Here is an 18,359-nt window from a genome sequence, read left to right as displayed (position 1 = left end):
TTTAGCTACCTAAAATTTGCCAACAAATTGAAAACAGGGCGTACAGCGGTATGGCGTTCTCCATCATCGAGAGCGGCGGGCCGCGCTGAACCGTTGTACGAAATCATATTTTGATAAGCCATCTATCAACGTCAACAACAGGTTTAGCTCAGCCAGTCAGGATGAAAATTGCATGCCCCGGGCGTTAATGATAATGGCGCATATCCTAACTGTATTAACAGCAACCTAACAGCACCAACTACAACCGATAAGCATAAAAACAACGCTTCGTTGACTTATATCAAATGCAATTGTAGCACGTTAACACTTTTGTGAAAAACTTCTCGCAGATTGCCTGTTTAGCTCACAAAAAGCATCATTTTCGTTACATTTATTACGCTTGTGACACAAAATGAAACCAGTGAGTAATCACATTCTATCTATTTGAATTTAAATAGATTAATAATGCTTTCTTTAATAATGCTGCTTTCGGCGATAAAAATATTCAGGACATCACTTTTCACTGGTTTTAACATTGTTAACATCCGATTTTCTTATTACCTTCTGACAACTGAATCATTAATAGCCATGTTAATATGGCGTTATGTAAATGGACCAATGGAATAAATATGCTTTTTCCCCTGATTCTCGTCTCGCCCGCGCGGCCAGAAAATATCGGCGCTGCGGCGCGTGCCATGAAAACCATGGGATTCAGCCAGCTGCGCATCGTTGCCAGCGACGCCTGGCAGGATCCGGCAGCGCGCCGGGTAGCCCATGGCGCGGGTGAGATCCTCGATAATGTTCAGACCTTTGCTACTCTTGCCGAGGCATTAGCGGATATCGATTTTTCGGTCGCGACGACGGCGCGCAGCCGGGCAAAGTTCCGTTACTACGCCACACCCGAACAGGTTGAAACGCAACTGCTGGAAAAGCGTCAGTGGGTCAACAGCATGGCGCTGGTGTTTGGCCGCGAAGATAGCGGGCTGACCAACGAGGAGCTGGAGCAGGTCGATCTGCTCACCGGCATCCCGATGGCAAATGACTATCCCTCACTGAATCTCGGTCAGGCAGTGATGGTTTACTGCTATCAGCTGTCGAAACTGAATCAGGTCGAAGCGCCGGTCGCGTCCGCCGCCGACGGGCAGCAGCTGCAGGCATTGCGTCAGCGTTTCCATCAGCTGCTGGCGCAACTCGACGTCAGTGATGATGAGAAACTCTCAGACTGGATCGATCAGCGGGTGGGTCTGCTGGAACAGCGTGACAGCGCGATGCTGCATCGTCTGCTGCACGATATTGAAAAAAAACTCACAGATAAATCCTCGGCAAAAAGCTGATTTTACAGCAACAGATCGCAGGGAATGTCTGCATTACAAACGATCGAGCAGCGTTTTACGGTTTGACCGGAGGCTGTGCGCAGTGGTGGAAAACTGTCCGCCGGACAAATCGGGTTGACTTAATGTGCGCTTTGCTTTACTTCTGGAAGCAAGACGGACAGACAAAAACAGACAGAAAATAAATCTAAATGCGTAAAATCAGCCTGAACACCACAATTATTACCACCACCATTACCTCAGGTAACGGTGCGGGCTGACGCATACAGGAAAAACAGAAAACAAGCCCGCACCTAAACAGTGCGGGCTTTTTTTTCGGCTTAAATTCAGGAGAGTTAATATTATGCGAGTGCTGAAATTCGGCGGGACCTCGGTAGCGAATGCGGAGCGTTTCCTTCGCGTCGCTGACATTCTGGAAAGCAATGCGCAACAAGGACAGGTTGCAACCGTGCTCTCTGCACCTGCGAAGATCACCAACCATCTGGTGGCGATGATTGAAAAAACCATCAGTGGTCAGGACGCTTTGCCGAATATCAGCGACGCCGAACGCATCTTCAGCGAGCTGCTGCAGGGGCTCGCAGCCGCGCAGCCGGGCTTTGAGTTCGATCGACTGAAAACCCGCGTTGACCTGGAGTTTGCGCAGCTGAAGCAGGTACTGCACGGCATCAGCCTGCTGGGCCAGTGCCCGGACAGCGTCAACGCAGCGATTATCTGTCGTGGTGAAAAACTCTCGATTGCAATCATGGAAGCGCTGCTGCAGGCGCGCGGTCATGAGGTGAGCGTGATTGATCCGGTCGAGAAATTGCTGGCGGTCGGCCACTACCTCGAATCCACGGTCGATATCCCTGAGTCAACCCGCCGTATTGAAGCGAGCCAAATCCCGCCGCAGAACATGATCCTGATGGCTGGCTTTACCGCCGGTAACGAGCGCGGCGAGCTGGTAGTGCTGGGCCGCAATGGCTCAGATTATTCAGCGGCTGTACTGGCCGCTTGTCTGCGCGCCGACTGCTGTGAAATCTGGACCGATGTGGATGGCGTCTATACCTGCGATCCGCGTCAGGTGCCGGATGCACGCCTGCTGAAGTCAATGTCCTATCAGGAGGCGATGGAGCTCTCCTATTTCGGTGCCAAAGTGCTGCATCCCCGCACCATCGCGCCTATCGCCCAGTTCCAGATCCCGTGCCTGATCAAAAACACCGCCAATCCGCAGGCGCCCGGCACGCTGATTGGTGCCGAAGGCGAACAGGATGAGAGCCCGGTTAAAGGCATCACCAACCTGAATAACATGGCGATGGTCAACGTCTCCGGTCCCGGCATGAAAGGGATGGTTGGAATGGCGGCCAGAGTCTTTGCGGCGATGTCGCGTACCGGCATCTCGGTGGTGCTGATCACTCAATCCTCTTCCGAATACAGCATCAGTTTCTGCGTGCCGCAGAGCGAGCTGGCGCGGGCGCGTCACGTGCTGGAAGAAGAGTTCTATCTTGAGCTGAAAGATGGCCTGCTGGATCCGCTGGATATCATCGAAAACCTGGCGGTGATTTCAGTGGTGGGCGATGGCATGCGTACCCTGCGTGGCATCTCAGCGAAATTCTTCTCGGCGCTGGCACGCGCCAATATCAATATCGTGGCGATTGCACAGGGCTCCTCTGAGCGCTCCATCTCGGTGGTGGTAAATAATGACGAAGTGATCACCGGCGTGCGCGTGGTGCATCAGATGCTGTTCGCCACCGATCAGGTGATCGAAGTGTTTGTGGTCGGTGTCGGCGGTGTCGGCGGTGCGCTGCTGGATCAGTTACATCGCCAGCAGGCGTGGCTGAAGCAGAAGCATATTGACCTGCGGGTCTGCGGCATTGCGAACTCGCATGCGCTGTTAACAAACGTCCACGGCATCGATTTAAGCAACTGGCAGGCGGCACTCGCCGAAGCGAAAGAGCCGTTCAATCTCGGACGCCTGACCCGTCTGGTGAAAGAGTATCACCTGCTTAATCCGGTCATTGTGGATTGTACTTCCAGCCAGGCCGTTGCCGATCAGTACGCGGATTTCCTCAGCGAGGGCTTCCACGTGGTGACGCCGAACAAAAAGGCCAACACCTCCTCCTGGAATTACTATCAGCAGATGCGCGCCGCCGCCGCCAAATCGCGTCGTAAATTCCTTTATGATACCAACGTCGGGGCCGGGCTGCCGGTGATCGAAAACCTGCAGAACCTGATGAACGCGGGTGATGAACTGCTGCGCTTCTCCGGTATCCTTTCGGGATCGCTGTCGTTCATCTTCGGCAAGCTGGATGAAGGGGTTTCGCTGTCGCAGGCAACGAACATGGCGCGTGAGATGGGCTTTACCGAGCCCGATCCACGTGACGATCTCGCTGGCACTGATGTGGCGCGTAAGCTGCTGATTCTGGCACGCGAAGCAGGCCATCAGCTGGAGCTGAGTGATATTGAGATTGAGCCGCTGCTGCCCGCCAGCCTGGTCGACATTCAGGATGTGGAGCAGTTTATGCAGCGTCTGCCTGAGCTGGATAACGCCTTTGCCGACCGCGTTGCACAGGCGCAGAATGAGGGCAAAGTCCTGCGCTACGTGGGCGTGATTGAAGAGGGCGGTGTCTGCAAAGTGAAGGTCGACGCCGTTGACGGCAACGATCCGCTCTATAAAGTGAAAAATGGCGAGAACGCGCTGGCGTTTTACAGCCGCTACTATCAGCCGATTCCGCTGGTGCTGCGCGGATACGGTGCAGGAAATGATGTCACAGCGGCCGGTGTCTTTGCCGATCTGCTGCGCACGCTGTCATGGAAGTTGGGAGTTTAATCATGGTAAAAATTTACGCACCGGCCTCGATTGGTAACGTCAGCGTCGGGTTCGATGTGCTGGGCGCGGCGGTTTCGCCGGTAGATGGCTCCCTGCTGGGTGACTGCGTCTCCGTTGAAGCGGCAGAGCAGTTTTCACTGACCAACGCCGGACGTTTTGTCAGTAAACTGCCCGCCGATCCTAAAGAGAATATCGTTTATCAGTGCTGGCAGCGTTTCTGCGAGGCGATTGGCAAAGAGATCCCGGTGGCGATGACCCTGGAGAAGAATATGCCCATCGGCTCCGGTCTGGGATCCAGCGCCTGCTCGGTAGTGGCCGGTCTGATGGCAATGAATGAGTTCTGCGGCAAGCCACTCAGCGACAGCACGCTACTGACGCTGATGGGTGAGCTGGAAGGGCGGATCTCCGGCAGCGTACATTATGATAATGTCGCTCCCTGCTTCCTCGGCGGCATTCAGCTGATGCTGCAGGAAAATGACATCATCAGCCAGGCGGTGCCGGGCTTTGACGACTGGCTGTGGGTGATGGCCTATCCGGGCATTAAAGTGTCGACTGCCGAAGCGCGCGCCATTTTACCGGCGCAGTACCGCAAAGAGGACTGTATTAAGCATGGCCGCCTGCTGGCCGGCTTCATTCACGCCTGCCATACGCGTCAGCCGCAGCTGGCAGCTAAACTTATGCAGGATGTGATTGCCGAACCCTACCGGACCCGGCTGTTGCCAGGCTTCGCCGAGGCGCGGCAGGCCGCGAAAGAGATTGGCGCACTGGCGTGCGGTATCTCCGGCTCTGGTCCGACACTTTTCGCCGTTTGCAATCAGATGGAAACGGCACAGCGGATGGCTGACTGGCTGAGCCAGCACTATCTGCAGAATGATGAAGGCTTCGTCCATATCTGCCGTCTCGACACGGCTGGCGCACGACAATTGGGATAACGCATGAAACTCTACAATCTTAAGGATCACAACGAGCAGGTCAGCTTCGCCCAGGCGGTGAAACAGGGTCTGGGATCGCAGCAGGGCCTGTTCTTTCCGCTGGAACTGCCAGAGTTTGAACTGACTGACATCGACGCGATGCTGGAGATGGATTTTGTCAGCCGCAGCAGCAAAATTCTCTCGGCTTTCATTGGCGATGAGATTCCGGCCCATCAGCTGCATGAGCGTGTTAAAGCCGCTTTTGCTTTTCCGGCCCCGGTGAAAGCCGTCAGCGAAGATATTGCCTGTCTGGAGCTGTTCCACGGTCCGACGCTGGCGTTTAAAGACTTCGGCGGCCGTTTTATGGCGCAGATGCTGTCGTATGTTTCAGGCTCAGATGAGCAGATCACCATTCTGACCGCCACCTCCGGTGATACCGGCGCGGCTGTGGCGCACGCGTTCTACGGCATGAAGAACGTGCGCGTGGTGATCCTCTATCCGCAGGGCAAAATCAGTCCGCTGCAGGAGAAACTCTTCTGTACCCTGGGCGGCAACATCGAAACCATCGCTATCGACGGCGATTTTGATGCCTGTCAGTCGCTGGTGAAACAGGCGTTTGATGATGAAGAGCTGAAAAAGACGATTGGTCTGAACTCGGCGAACTCTATCAACATCAGCCGCCTGCTGGCGCAGATCTGCTACTACTTTGAAGCGGTCGCGCAGCTGCCGCAGGAAAAACGTAATCAGCTGGTGGTCTCCGTGCCGAGCGGCAACTTTGGTGATTTGACCGCCGGTCTGCTGGCGAAATCGCTGGGCCTGCCGATCAAGCGCTTTATTGCCGCCACCAACGCCAATGACACGGTGCCGCGCTTCCTTGGCAACGGCGAATGGCAGCCTAATCTGACGGTCTCTACGCTGTCGAATGCGATGGACGTCAGCCAGCCAAACAACTGGCCGCGTGTGGAAGAGCTGTTCCGCCGTAAAACCTGGCGCTTAACCGATCTCGCCTGTGGTGCGGTCTCTGATGAGACCACGCGCGCCGCAATGCGTGAACTGGCTGAGATTGGCTATGTTTCCGAACCACATGCTGCCATCGCCTGGCGTCTGCTGCGCGATCAGCTGCAGGAAGGGGAATATGGTGTGTTCCTGGGTACCGCGCACCCTGCGAAATTCCGCGAAAGCGTGGAAGCGATCCTTGAACAGACACTGACGCTACCGCCAGAGTTAGCGGAGCGTGCCGATCTGCCGCTGCTGTCGCACGAGATGAAGGCGGACTTCGCCTCACTGCGTGCGTTCCTGCTGAAGTAGTGCAGTGAATGGCTTCCCGGTGGCGGGAAGCCCATTTGCAGAGAGTACACTACGCGCGCGGGGTATTACTGCTCCGCGCGCTTAAAGACCAGCTCGCTCTCGCTGCTGCTGGCCGCATCAAAACGATAGCCATCCAGATCAAACGCCTTAAGCTGCTCCGGCTTTGTCAGGCGCTGCTGAATCACATAGCGACTCATCAATCCACGCGCCTTTTTGGCATAGAAGCTAATCACTTTGTAGCTGCCATTCTTCTCGTCGAGGAATACCGGCTTAATCATTTGTGCCTTCAGCGTCTTCGGCTTAACTGCTCTGAAATATTCGTCTGAGGCGAGGTTGATCAGTACCTCATCACCCTGTTCCGTCAGCGCGGCATTCAGCGTTTCAGTGATGAGATCGCCCCAGAAGGTGTAGAGATCTTTGCCCGCCGGATTGGCCAGGCGAATCCCCATCTCCAGCCGGTAAGGCTGCATGAGATCGAGCGGACGCAGCACGCCATACAGGCCTGAAAGCATGCGCAGGTGCTGCTGAGCAAAGCTGAAATCCTCATCGCTGAAGGTTTCGGCCTGCAGACCCGTGTAGACATCACCTTTGAACGCCAGGATGGCCTGACGGGCATTCTGTGGGGAAAAATCGGGTTGCCAGCTGTTAAACCGTTCGGCATTGAGGTGTGCCAGTTTGTCGCTGATACCCATTAACGAGGCGATGCTGGCGGGTGACAGCTCGCGCGCAATCTCAATCAGCTGTTGTGATTTTTCTAACAGCGCAGGCTGGGTGAAACGCGTGGTCGCCAGCGGGCTTTCATAATCGAGCGTCTTGGCAGGAGAGATCACCATCAACATTGTTGCTTCCTCGGTTAATGCCTGGTTTAACAGGGCATTGGCTGCTTATCAGGCTCTGCAGTGTACCAAAAAAGCCGCAAAGAATGACGAATCACACCTATTTGTTCGCGCTATCGTAAACGGCATTCCCTGACCTTGCGCCACCGTTGGCGCGTGATATTATCCCAACAGCCTTTTTTCACACTGACAGTTAACTAAGAGAAAAGAACATGACGGACAAACTTACCTCCCTGCGCCAGCTCACCACCGTCGTCGCCGACACCGGTGATATCGCAGCTATGAAGCTGTATCAGCCGCAGGACGCTACCACCAACCCTTCTCTGATTCTTAACGCCGCACAAATCCCTGAATACCGTAAACTGATCGATGAAGCGATCGGCTGGGCGCGTGAGCAGAGCAGCAATAAAGAAGAGCAGCTGCAGCTGGTTTCTGACAAGCTGGCCGTGAACATTGGTCTGGAAATTCTGAAACTGATCCCAGGCCGTATCTCGACAGAAGTCGATGCGCGTCTCTCTTACGACACTGAAGGCAGCATCGCGAAAGCCCGCAGCCTGATCAAACTCTACAATGATGCCGGTATCAGCAATGACCGCATCCTGATCAAACTGGCCTCTACTTGGCAGGGCATCCGTGCTGCAGAGCAGCTGGAAAAAGAGGGTATCAACTGTAACCTGACCCTGCTGTTCTCGTTTGCTCAGGCGCGTGCCTGTGCCGAAGCGGGCGTGTTCCTGATCTCTCCATTCGTTGGCCGTATCCTCGACTGGTACAAAGCCAACACCGACAAGAAAGAGTATGCCGCGCACGAAGATCCAGGCGTGGTTTCTGTTTCTGAAATCTACAACTACTACAAGCAGCACGGCTATGAAACCGTGGTGATGGGCGCCAGCTTCCGTAACGTCGGCGAAATCATCGAGCTGGCTGGCTGTGACCGTCTGACCATTTCGCCTGCGCTGCTGAAAGAGCTGGCAGAGAGCGAAGGCACCCTGGAGCGTAAACTGAGCTACAGCGGTGAAGTGAAAGCGCGTCCGGCCCGCATGACCGAGTCTGAGTTCCTGTGGCAGCACAACCAGGATCCAATGGCGGTGGCTAAGCTGGCAGAAGGTATCCGCAACTTTGCCGTTGATCAGGGCAAACTTGAGAAGATGCTGGCAGAACTGCTGTAATCTGCTGACCGTGGCGGCGCAGGCTGCCACGGTTTTCTCTTTTCCGACCCTTTCACTTTATATTATCCTCTCTGCTATTCCCCTTTTACTCCACCGCACCGCGGTAAATCACAGCGAAGCTCATCATGAATACATTACGCATTGGCCTGATCTCGGTCTCCGATCGCGCCGCGAACGGCATCTATCAGGATCAGGGGATCCCCGCGCTGGAGAGCTGGCTTGGCAGCGCAATCAGCAGCCCGTTTGAGATTGAGTCCCGGCTGGTGCCCGACGAGCAGCCGATGATTGAGCACGCCATTTGTGAGCTGGTCGATGAACGGTTTTGCCATCTGGTGTTAACCACCGGCGGCACCGGTCCGGCCCGACGCGATGTCACGCCCGATGCCACCTTAGCCGTGGCCGATCGGGAAATGCCTGGCTTTGGTGAGCAGATGCGTCAGATCAGCCTGCAGTTCGTGCCGACCGCGATTCTGTCGCGTCAGGTTGGGGTAATCCGCAAACAGTCGCTTATCCTCAATCTGCCCGGTCAGCCGAAGTCGATCAAAGAGACGCTGGAAGGGCTGAAAGATGAGCAGGGTAAGGTAAAAGTTCACGGTATCTTTGCTTCTGTACCTTATTGTTTACAGTTACTGGAAGGACCTTACGTTGAAACGCATCCTGACGTGGTAGCAGCATTTCGGCCTAAAAGCGCCATCCGTGAGATAAATAACTAAATATTCCGCATTTCAGGCATAAGCTACAGTTCGGCTGGTGTGGCAAAAGATTGACGATATAGTAAGGGTATCTTTACAACCTTGTCTCTTTTGCCTCTGGACTATTATGAATCCGATTCACACGCAGCGTCTGACCGGTAAGGATTACAAAACCCTGGCGCTGGCCGCGCTGGGCGGCGCGCTGGAATTTTACGACTTCATCATCTTTGTCTTCTTCGCCACCGTGATTGGCGAGCTCTTCTTCCCCTCCGATATTCCGGAATGGCTGCGTCAGCTGCAGACGTTTGCCATTTTTGCCGCAGGCTATCTGGCACGCCCGCTGGGTGGCATCGTGATGGCGCATTTTGGCGACAAGCTCGGGCGCAAAAAGATGTTCAGCCTGAGTATTCTGCTGATGGCGCTGCCAACCCTGATGATGGGCGCTTTACCCACCTGGCAGACGATTGGCATTGCTGCGCCACTGCTGATGCTGCTGATGCGGATGCTGCAGGGCGCGGCGATTGGCGGAGAAGTGCCAGGTGCATGGGTGTTTGTCGCTGAGCACGTGCCATACAAACGTATCGGCATCGCCTGTGGCACGCTGACGGCCGGGCTGACCATCGGCATTTTACTGGGCTCTTTGGTAGCGACGCTGATTAATACCTCGATGTCGCAGCAGGCGATTCATGACGGCGGCTGGCGTATTCCATTCTTCCTCGGTGGCGTGTTTGGTCTGATCGCCATGTACCTGCGGCGCTGGCTGCATGAGACGCCGGTCTTTGTTGAGATGCAGCAGCGTAAAGCGCTGGCTGAAACGCTGCCGCTGAAGACCGTGCTGGCGGAGCATAAAAAGTCGATTGTCATCTCCATGCTGCTGACCTGGCTGCTCTCCGCCTGCATTGTGGTCGTGATCCTGATGTCGCCGGTCTGGCTGCAGAAGCAGCTGGGTATCGCGCCCGCGCTGACCCTGCAGGCCAACAGTATCGCTACCGTGATGCTCTGCATCGGCTGCATTGTTGCCGGACTCGCTGTCGATCGTTTTGGTGCCAGTCGTACGTTATGTATCGGCAGCCTGCTGCTGGCACTCTGTAGCTGGCAGTTCTATCACCTGACTGCCCTCTATCCGCAGCAACTCTTTCTGCTCTATGGCGTGGCGGGCCTGAGCGTCGGTATTGTCGGCGTCGTGCCCTTTGTGATGGTGCGCGCCTTCCCGGCAGAGGTGCGTTTTACCGGCCTCTCGTTTTCCTACAACCTTTCCTATGCCATCTTTGGCGGGCTGACCCCGATCTTTGTGTCGCTGCTGATGAATGTCTCCGTGATGGGGCCGTGCTGGTATGTGATGGCACTGGCGCTGGTGGGATTGCTGACCGGTATCTGGTTGCGGCGTGATGTCAGCCATGAGCCGGATTTGCAGCAGGGCGTTAAGACGTTGTAACAGGGAAACGCGGAGCCAGGCTCCGCGTTTTTTTCAGGCGTGAAGCAGGCTTAAAGTGCCTTTGCGCCAATCGGCAGAAGAGTGCGGCCAAAGGTTTCGTTCAGCACTTCACCCATTGCCAGATAGCAGGCGCTGGCACCACAGATGATTCCGACCCAACCCGCAGACACGACCAGCGAAGGCTGGTGCATAAGGTGAGCCACGGCCAGCAGCAGAAACAGCAGGGTGAGGGAGCCGAAGACAAACTGCAGCATCCGCGTACCTTTCAGCGTGCCGATAAACATAAACAGCGTGAAGATGCCCCACAGTGCCAGCCATGCACCCAGGAAGCGTTCGTCAGGCGCTTTCGCCAGACCCATCTGCGGTAACAGCAGGATCGCCACAAAGCTTAACCAGAACATGCCGTAAGAGGTAAAGGCGGTCAGCCCAAAGGTGTTGTTCTTTTTAAATTCCAGCAGACCGGCCAGCACCTGCGCGATCCCGCCATAAAAAATTCCCATCGCTAAAATTGCCACGTCCATGTCAAACAGACCCGCGTTGTGCAGGTTCAGCAAAATGGTTGTCATGCCAAATCCCATTAAGCCCAGCGGGGCAGGATTAGCCAGCGTTGAATTTGCCATAGTTCCTCGGCAGTAAGATGATCGTTAATGAAATAAAAGGACTTCAGCCTGCTCACAGAAAGGAGCAAGGCGACGCATCATATTCAGTGGGTTAACCCTGTTCTTTGATCCCGGCAGGGCCAGAGGTAGAAAAATTTTTTTTGGTTTAGCCCTTGATGCGCATCGAAGCGGCCCCATTTACTTGTCATCGAGCGTTGTGAACGTTGGAAAAAAAGCATGTGCTGGCAGGTTGAATGCAAACAACCTGCCCACATAAAAGGTTCACAACCCAAATTGGCAACGAATTTAAGTGGGAGATGTTTAGATGGGTAAGATTATTGGTATTGACCTGGGTACAACCAACTCTTGTGTTGCGATCATGGATGGCACTAAAGCACGCGTGCTGGAAAATGCCGAGGGCGATCGCACCACGCCTTCAATTATTGCGTATACACAGGATGGCGAAATTCTGGTCGGTCAACCGGCTAAACGTCAGGCAGTGACCAACCCGCAGAATACCCTGTTCGCAATCAAGCGTCTGATCGGTCGTCGTTTCCAGGACGAAGAAGTGCAGCGTGATATTAAAATCATGCCATACAAAATCACCGGTGCTGACAACGGCGACGCCTGGCTGGAAGTGAAAGGTCAGAGAATGGCACCACCGCAGATCTCTGCTGAAGTGCTGAAGAAAATGAAAAAGACCGCCGAAGATTACCTCGGTGAGCCTGTGACCGAAGCGGTTATTACCGTACCGGCCTACTTCAACGATGCGCAGCGTCAGGCGACCAAAGATGCCGGCCGTATCGCGGGTCTGGAAGTCAAACGTATCATTAACGAACCGACTGCTGCTGCACTGGCATACGGTCTGGACAAAGGTCAGGGCAACCGCACCATCGCGGTTTATGACCTGGGTGGCGGTACCTTCGATATCTCAATCATCGAGATCGACGAAGTTGACGGCGAAAAAACCTTTGAAGTTCTGGCAACCAACGGTGATACCCACCTGGGTGGTGAAGACTTTGACAGCCGCCTGATTAACTATCTGGTTGCTGAGTTCAAGAAAGACCAGGGCATTGATCTGCACAACGATCCACTGGCGATGCAGCGTCTGAAAGAAGCGGCAGAGAAAGCGAAAATCGAACTTTCTTCTGCACAGCAGACCGACGTTAACCTGCCATACATCACGGCAGATGCGACTGGTCCTAAGCACCTGAACATCAAAGTGACCCGCTCTAAACTGGAGTCACTGGTTGAAGATCTGGTTGCACGCTCAATCGCGCCACTGAAAGTTGCGCTGCAGGATGCAGGCTTGTCTGTATCAGACATCAACGACGTTATTCTGGTGGGTGGTCAGACCCGTATGCCACTGGTTCAGGCGAAAGTGACCGAATTCTTCGGTAAAGAGCCGCGTAAAGACGTGAACCCGGACGAAGCCGTTGCCGTTGGTGCTGCGGTTCAGGGTGGTGTACTGGGTGGCGACGTGAAAGACGTGCTGCTGCTGGACGTTACCCCGCTGTCACTGGGTATCGAAACCATGGGTGGCGTGATGACTTCGCTGATCAGCAAGAACACCACTATCCCAACCAAGCACAGCCAGGTCTTCTCGACGGCTGAAGATAACCAGTCAGCCGTGACCATTCATGTGCTGCAGGGTGAGCGTAAGCGCGCCAATGACAACAAGTCACTGGGCCAGTTCAACCTCGACGGTATCCAGAATGCGCCACGCGGTATGCCACAGATCGAAGTCACCTTCGACATCGATGCGGATGGTATCCTGCATGTATCGGCGAAAGACAAGAACAGCGGTAAAGAGCAGAAGATCACCATCAAAGCCTCTTCAGGTCTGAGCGATGAAGAGATCCAGAAAATGGTGCGTGATGCAGAAGCGAATGCTGAATCTGACCGTAAGTTCGAAGAGCTGGTACAGACGCGTAACCAGGGTGACCAGATTGCCCACAGCACGCGTAAGCAGCTGGACGAAGCAGGCGACAAACTGTCAGCTGATGACAAAGCGCCAATCGAAGCCGCTCTGGCCGCGCTGGAAACTGCGCTGAAAGGCGAAGACAAAGCGGAAATCGACGCCAAAATGCAGGCGCTGATGGAAGTGTCCGGCAAACTGATGGAAGCAGCACAGCAGTCTCAGGCGGGTGCAGCAGATGCCGGTGACGCGTCAGCGAAGAAAGATGACGACGTTGTCGATGCTGAATTCGAAGAAGTGAAAGACAACAAGAAATAATTGCCCCTGACCGGGCGCGACGGTTGGCCTGACAGCCGTTGAAACCAGCACGGGCGTAGGAGATCTCTCCACGCCCGTGCGATCATGTTAAGGGCTAAAAAAACATGGCGAAGAGTGATTACTACGAGATTTTAGGCGTCGCCAAATCCGCGGACGAGCGTGAAATCAAAAAGGCTTACAAACGCCTGGCAATGAAATTCCACCCGGACCGCAATCCCGGTGACAAAGAAGCCGAAGCTAAATTCAAAGAGGTCAAGGAAGCCTACGAAATCCTGACCGATGCGCAGAAGCGTGCGGCCTACGATCAGTATGGTCATGCAGCCTTTGAACAGGGCGGCATGGGTGGCGGTGGATTCGGCGGCGGCGGCTTTGGTGGCGGCGGTGCAGACTTCAGCGATATCTTTGGCGACGTATTCGGTGACATCTTTGGTGGTGGACGCCGTCAGCGCGCCTCCCGTGGCGCCGATTTACGCTACAACATGGAGCTGTCGCTGGAAGAAGCGGTACGCGGCGTGACCAAAGAGATCCGCATTCCAACCCTGGAAGAGTGTGATGTCTGCCACGGCAGCGGTGCGAAAGCGGGAACGCAGCCACAAACCTGTTCAACCTGTCACGGTGCAGGCCAGGTGCAGATGCGCCAGGGCTTCTTCACTGTCCAGCAGGCCTGTCCGACCTGTCATGGTCGCGGCTCGGTGATTAAAGACCCGTGCAACGCCTGTCATGGTCACGGCCGCGTCGAGAAATCGAAAACGCTGTCAGTGAAAATCCCGGCAGGGGTCGACACCGGCGATCGCATTCGTCTGAGTGGCGAAGGCGAAGCGGGCGAGCAGGGCGCACCAGCCGGCGATCTTTACGTTCAGGTATCGGTGAAGAAACACCCGATCTTCGAGCGTGAAGAGAACAATCTCTACTGCGAAGTGCCGATCAACTTTGCGATGGCGGCGCTGGGCGGCGAGATTGAAGTGCCGACACTGGATGGTCGCGTGAAGCTGAAAGTGCCGTCAGAAACCCAGACCGGCAAGCTGTTCCGCATGCGTGGACGTGGCGTCAAATCGGTACGTGGCGGCGCAGTCGGCGACTTGTTATGCCGTGTCGTGGTGGAAACACCGGTCAGCCTGAATGAGAAACAGAAAACGCTGTTGCGTGAACTGGAAGAGAGTTTTGGCGGCCCAAGCGGCGAGCATAACAGCCCGCGCTCCAAGAGCTTCTTCGACGGCGTGAAAAAGTTCTTCGATGACTTAACCCGTTAAGTTCATCCACTCTGAAAGCCAGCGCCTGCAGCTGGCTTTTTTTTGCGTGCACTTCTCAATTCGCTATTTCCGAATGATTACCGCCAAATAAACTGTTTTTTTCGAGCTGTTGTTACCGCTATTCTTAGGGCCTTTGATTGACCTCTGGATTAAGGACAACGCGTGTGAATATCAGACTAAAAAAAATACTGGAAAGCGACGCTACCGGCGGTGTGGTGCTGATTATTGCGGCTGCGCTGGCGATGATGCTGGCCAATAGCGGAGCGACGCAGCAGGGCTATCGCGATCTGCTGGCGATTCCGGTGGAGTTTCGCTTTGGTGCGCTCGATATCAGCAAAGACCTGCTACTGTGGATTAACGATGCGCTGATGGCGCTATTTTTCCTGATGGTGGGACTGGAGGTCAAACGCGAACTGGTGATGGGTGCGCTGGCTAAACGTGAACAGGCGCTGTTCCCACTGATTGCGGCGCTGGGTGGCATGATCGCCCCGGCGATCATTTTTCTGCTGTTTAACGGTGCCGATGCCACCACCCGTAGCGGCTGGGCGATCCCGACCGCCACCGATATTGCCTTTGCGCTGGGCATCCTGGCACTGCTGGGAAGCCGCGTGCCGCCTGCTCTGAAAATCTTCCTGATGGCGCTGGCGATTATCGACGATCTCGGGGCTATCGTAATTATCGCGCTGTTCTACACGCATCACCTTTCGATGGCCTCGCTGGGCGTTGCCGCCGCTGCCATTGCCGTGCTGGCGCTGATGAACCTGCTTAACGTTCGCAACACCGGTCTCTATCTGCTGGTGGGGCTGGTGCTGTGGGTGGCGGTACTGAAGTCGGGTGTTCATGCGACGCTGGCGGGTGTCGTGGTCGGCTTCCTGATTCCGCTGGCGAAGAAAGAGGGCCACTCTCCGGCGATTCATCTTGAGCATGCGCTGCATCCCTGGGTGCGCTGGGTGATCCTGCCACTGTTTGCCTTTGCCAATGCGGGTGTGTCACTGACGGGCGTTTCGTTCGGCAGCCTCTTCTCGCTGCTGCCGCTGGGCATCATCGCCGGGCTGCTGATTGGTAAGCCTCTGGGCATCACGCTGTTCTGCTGGCTGGCAGACAAAACCCGCATAGCCAGGCTGCCGGAAAATACGCACATTAAAGATATTGCGGCGGTAGGGGTGCTGTGCGGTATTGGCTTTACCATGTCGATATTTATCGCCTCGCTGGCCTATGGCGACATCAGTGCTGAACTGATGACGCTGGCGAAGCTGGGGATTCTGTCAGGCTCGATTCTGTCGGCGGTGCTGGGCTATGTGATCCTTGGCTGGCGTCTGAAGCAGCGTGCGGCGTAGGGCAGCCTATGGCGCACATTAATTACAATCACCTCTATTACTTCTGGCACGCCTGCCGCGCGGGGTCGATTGCGGGTGCTGCAGAGGCCCTCTCGCTGACGCCACAGACCATTACCGGGCAGATTAAGGCGCTTGAAGAGCGCCTGCAGGGCAAGCTGTTCCGGCGTCAGGGGAGGGGGCTGGTGCCGACAGAACTGGGGCAACTGGTGTTCCGCTACGCTGACCGCATGTTTATGCTGGGTCAGGAGATGCTGGATATCGTTAACTACCGCAAAGAGTCCCATCTGCTGCTGGATGTTGGCGTGGCAGATGCGCTCTCTAAGCAACTGGTCAGTAAGGTGCTGGAGACCGCAGTGGCTGCCGGGGAGAAGATTCACCTGCGCTGTTTCGAGTCGACCCACGAGATGCTGCTGGAGCAGCTCAGTCAGCATAAGCTGGATATGATTATCTCTGACTGCTCCATCGATCCGACCCAGCAGGAAGGGCTGTTTTCGGTGAAGCTGGGGGAGTGCCCGATCAGCTTCTGGTCCGCGCAGCCGATCACCGATCTCTCTTTTCCGGCCTGCCTTGAGACGTATCCCCTGCTGATTCCGGGTCGCCGCTCGATGCTGGGGCGCAAAATCCTCAACTGGATTACGACCCAGGGGCTGCAGGTGGAGATTCTCGGTGAGTTTGATGATGCGGCCCTGATGAAGGCGTTTGGTGCGCGGCAGAATGCATTTTTTGTAGCAGCAGCGCTGGACAGGGATCAGCAGGAGGGGAGTTATGAAGTTGGCCGGCTTGATGCGGTGTCAGAGGAGTATCACATCCTCTTCGCGGAGCGAATGATTCAGCATCCGGCCGTGCAGCGTCTCTGTCACGCTGACTTCAGCGGACTCTTTCCCCGCCAGAGTACAGACGAAAAAAAACCGGCGTAAGCCGGCTTTTTCAACAAAGCGATTAACAACGGGCGATTAAGCCAGTTTGTTGATCTGTGCAGTCAGGTTTGATTTATAACGTGCAGCTTTGTTTTTGTGGATCAGACCTTTAGCGGCCTGACGATCCACGAGTGGTTGCATTTCATTGAATGCGTTCTGCGCAGCAGCTTTGTCGCCTGAAGCGATCGCCGCGTATACTTTCTTAACGAAGGTACGCATCATTGAGCGGCGGCTAGCGTTATGCTTGCGGCGTTTCTCAGATGTTACGGCGCGTTTCTTAGCTGATTTGATATTAGCCAAGGTCCAACTCCCAAATGTGTTCTATAGAGACAAATCAAAGGCCGAGGACTATGCCCTTCTAACCTGATTTTGTCAATGGATTTGTGCAAATAAGCGTCGCTCTATGAGCAGCACTCGGTTACGTATTTGATGGCGCAAGATTCTACCAGCTTCCCCTCGCTGAATACAGTATTTCGCGACAAAATTCTTAACATGCGCATCTGCAACAGGAAATGCAGCACCTAAAGCATGAAAGGCGTGCTGACGGGTTAACCTGAGTCGCTTTCAAGGGTATAATCCGCCGATTTCCACCGGTTTGGGCCAGCCATGAAGTTTATCCGCGGTATTCATAATCTTAACGAGCAGCATCGCGGCTGCGTTCTGACCATTGGTAATTTCGATGGCGTACACCGCGGGCATCAGGCGCTGATGTCCCGTCTGTGTGAAGAGGGACGTAAGCGTAATCTGCCGGTCGTGGTCATGGTGTTTGAGCCACAGCCGCTGGAGCTGTTTGCCGGTGATAAAGCCCCGGCACGCCTGACGCGCCTGCGTGAAAAACTGCGCTATATGGCGGAAGCCGGCGTCGATAAAGTGCTGTGTGTGCGGTTTGACCGTCGCTTCGCAGCCCTGTCCGCCCAGCGTTTTATCAGTGACCTGCTGGTCGACAAGCTGGACGTAAAGTACCTCGCAGTAGGCGATGATTTCCGCTTCGGCGCTGGTCGCCAGGGGGATTTCCTGTTATTACAGAAAGCCGGTGCGGAGTATGGTTTTGAGGTCGTGAGCACCGAAACCTTCTGTGACGGCGGGAAGCGAATCAGCAGCACCGCCGTGCGTCAGGCACTGGCCGCAGATGATTTAGCGCTGGCGCAGTCGCTGTTAGGGCATCCTTTCACTATTTCCGGCCGCGTCGTGCACGGTGATGCACTGGGACGCACGCTGGGTTTCCCCACTGCGAACCTTCCTTTACGCCGCAGCGTCTCGCCGGTGAAAGGGGTTTATGCGGTGGAGGTCCAGGGTCTGACGCCTGAGCCACTGCCGGGTGTTGCCAATATCGGCACCCGTCCGACCGTAAAAGGTTTACGCCAGCAGCTTGAAGTTCACCTGCTCGACATCAATATGGATCTCTATGGTCGTCACATTGATGTGGTGCTGAAACAGAAAATACGAAACGAGCAGCGCTTTGCCTCACTGGAGGCGTTGAAAGAACAAATTGCGAACGATGTGGTAACGGCCCGGCAGTTCTTTGGGCTGCTTTAACCTGAGCGAAAAACGGAATC

The 18,359-nt window shown here is 55.1% G+C and carries 16 protein-coding genes and 1 other annotated feature; of the genes, 13 read left to right on the top strand and 3 right to left on the bottom strand.

The features are described from left to right. Positions 1–608 precede the first annotated feature (608 nt). The 5 genes from IBT54_RS13840 (at position 609) to thrC (ending at position 6,335) form a co-directional block, all read left to right on the top strand. Positions 609–1,313, top strand: coding sequence for a tRNA/rRNA methyltransferase (locus IBT54_RS13840; RefSeq protein WP_033781810.1), 705 nt, complete (start codon positions 609–611; stop codon positions 1,311–1,313). A gap of 188 nt (positions 1,314–1,501) precedes the next feature. Further along, positions 1,502–1,570, top strand: a complete 69-nt coding sequence (thrL, locus tag IBT54_RS13835) for a thr operon leader peptide (protein WP_071822204.1) — start codon at positions 1,502–1,504, stop codon at positions 1,568–1,570. Continuing rightward, positions 1,509–1,627: a sequence feature (Thr leader region), on the top strand. Its footprint overlaps the gene before it by 62 nt. Before the next feature lie 26 nt (positions 1,628–1,653). Further along, positions 1,654–4,116 carry a bifunctional aspartate kinase/homoserine dehydrogenase I gene (gene thrA, locus IBT54_RS13830; protein ID WP_013356711.1) on the top strand — a complete coding sequence of 821 codons (2,463 nt, stop codon included), beginning with the start codon at positions 1,654–1,656 and terminating at the stop codon, positions 4,114–4,116. Between the two features lie 2 nt (positions 4,117–4,118). Continuing rightward, positions 4,119–5,048, top strand: coding sequence for a homoserine kinase (gene thrB, locus IBT54_RS13825; RefSeq protein ID WP_013356712.1), 930 nt, complete (start codon positions 4,119–4,121; stop codon positions 5,046–5,048). 3 nt (positions 5,049–5,051) lie between these two features. Continuing rightward, positions 5,052–6,335, top strand: coding sequence for a threonine synthase (gene thrC, locus IBT54_RS13820; RefSeq protein ID WP_033731486.1), 1,284 nt, complete (start codon positions 5,052–5,054; stop codon positions 6,333–6,335). A gap of 65 nt (positions 6,336–6,400) precedes the next feature. Here the strand turns inward: thrC and yaaA are convergent, their stop codons facing one another. Continuing rightward, the gene (gene yaaA, locus IBT54_RS13815; RefSeq protein ID WP_201252313.1) at positions 6,401–7,174 is read right to left on the bottom strand and encodes a peroxide stress protein YaaA; all 774 of its coding nucleotides are present in this window, start codon (positions 7,172–7,174) and stop codon (positions 6,401–6,403) included. Positions 7,175–7,383: 209 nt separating this feature from the next. On the opposite strand from yaaA, the gene tal reads away from it, so the two are divergent. From tal to IBT54_RS13800, 3 genes are all read left to right on the top strand, one after another. Next, positions 7,384–8,337, top strand: a complete 954-nt coding sequence (gene tal, locus IBT54_RS13810; protein WP_013356716.1) for a transaldolase — start codon at positions 7,384–7,386, stop codon at positions 8,335–8,337. Between the two features lie 125 nt (positions 8,338–8,462). Beyond that, positions 8,463–9,050, top strand: a complete 588-nt coding sequence (mog, locus tag IBT54_RS13805) for a molybdopterin adenylyltransferase (protein WP_033731492.1) — start codon at positions 8,463–8,465, stop codon at positions 9,048–9,050. Positions 9,051–9,156: 106 nt separating this feature from the next. Further along, entirely contained in the window at positions 9,157–10,464 is a 1,308-nt protein-coding gene (locus tag IBT54_RS13800; protein ID WP_013356718.1) for an MFS transporter, read from the top strand. A 50-nt stretch (positions 10,465–10,514) separates the two neighbouring features. Here the strand turns inward: IBT54_RS13800 and satP are convergent, their stop codons facing one another. Next, positions 10,515–11,084, bottom strand: coding sequence for an acetate uptake transporter (gene satP, locus IBT54_RS13795; protein ID WP_013356719.1), 570 nt, complete (start codon positions 11,082–11,084; stop codon positions 10,515–10,517). Between the two features lie 304 nt (positions 11,085–11,388). Between satP and dnaK the strand changes: the two genes are divergently transcribed. From dnaK to nhaR, 4 genes are all read left to right on the top strand, one after another. Beyond that, complete coding sequence (gene dnaK / locus IBT54_RS13790; protein WP_013356720.1) at positions 11,389–13,299, top strand: molecular chaperone DnaK; 1,911 nt, start codon at positions 11,389–11,391, stop codon at positions 13,297–13,299. Positions 13,300–13,403: 104 nt separating this feature from the next. Beyond that, entirely contained in the window at positions 13,404–14,549 is a 1,146-nt protein-coding gene (gene dnaJ / locus IBT54_RS13785; RefSeq protein WP_003854835.1) for a molecular chaperone DnaJ, read from the top strand. A 164-nt stretch (positions 14,550–14,713) separates the two neighbouring features. Further along, positions 14,714–15,886, top strand: coding sequence for a Na+/H+ antiporter NhaA (gene nhaA, locus IBT54_RS13780; RefSeq protein ID WP_095706219.1), 1,173 nt, complete (start codon positions 14,714–14,716; stop codon positions 15,884–15,886). 8 nt (positions 15,887–15,894) lie between these two features. Next, on the top strand, positions 15,895–16,803 hold the full coding sequence (gene nhaR / locus IBT54_RS13775; RefSeq protein WP_201252312.1) for a transcriptional activator NhaR: 909 nt from the start codon (positions 15,895–15,897) through the stop codon (positions 16,801–16,803). A gap of 36 nt (positions 16,804–16,839) precedes the next feature. Here nhaR and rpsT read toward each other — a convergent pair whose 3' ends face one another. Continuing rightward, on the bottom strand, positions 16,840–17,103 hold the full coding sequence (rpsT, locus tag IBT54_RS13770) for a 30S ribosomal protein S20 (RefSeq protein WP_008925553.1): 264 nt from the start codon (positions 17,101–17,103) through the stop codon (positions 16,840–16,842). A gap of 306 nt (positions 17,104–17,409) precedes the next feature. Here rpsT and ribF point away from each other — a divergent pair, with 306 nt between their 5' ends. Continuing rightward, entirely contained in the window at positions 17,410–18,339 is a 930-nt protein-coding gene (gene ribF / locus IBT54_RS13765) for a bifunctional riboflavin kinase/FAD synthetase (protein WP_013356724.1), read from the top strand. Positions 18,340–18,359: the final 20 nt, after the last annotated feature.

Source organism: Pantoea sp. S62, from assembly GCF_016658625.1.
Classification (GTDB): domain Bacteria; phylum Pseudomonadota; class Gammaproteobacteria; order Enterobacterales; family Enterobacteriaceae; genus Pantoea; species Pantoea vagans.
This window is presented reverse-complemented; position numbering and strand designations above follow the sequence as displayed.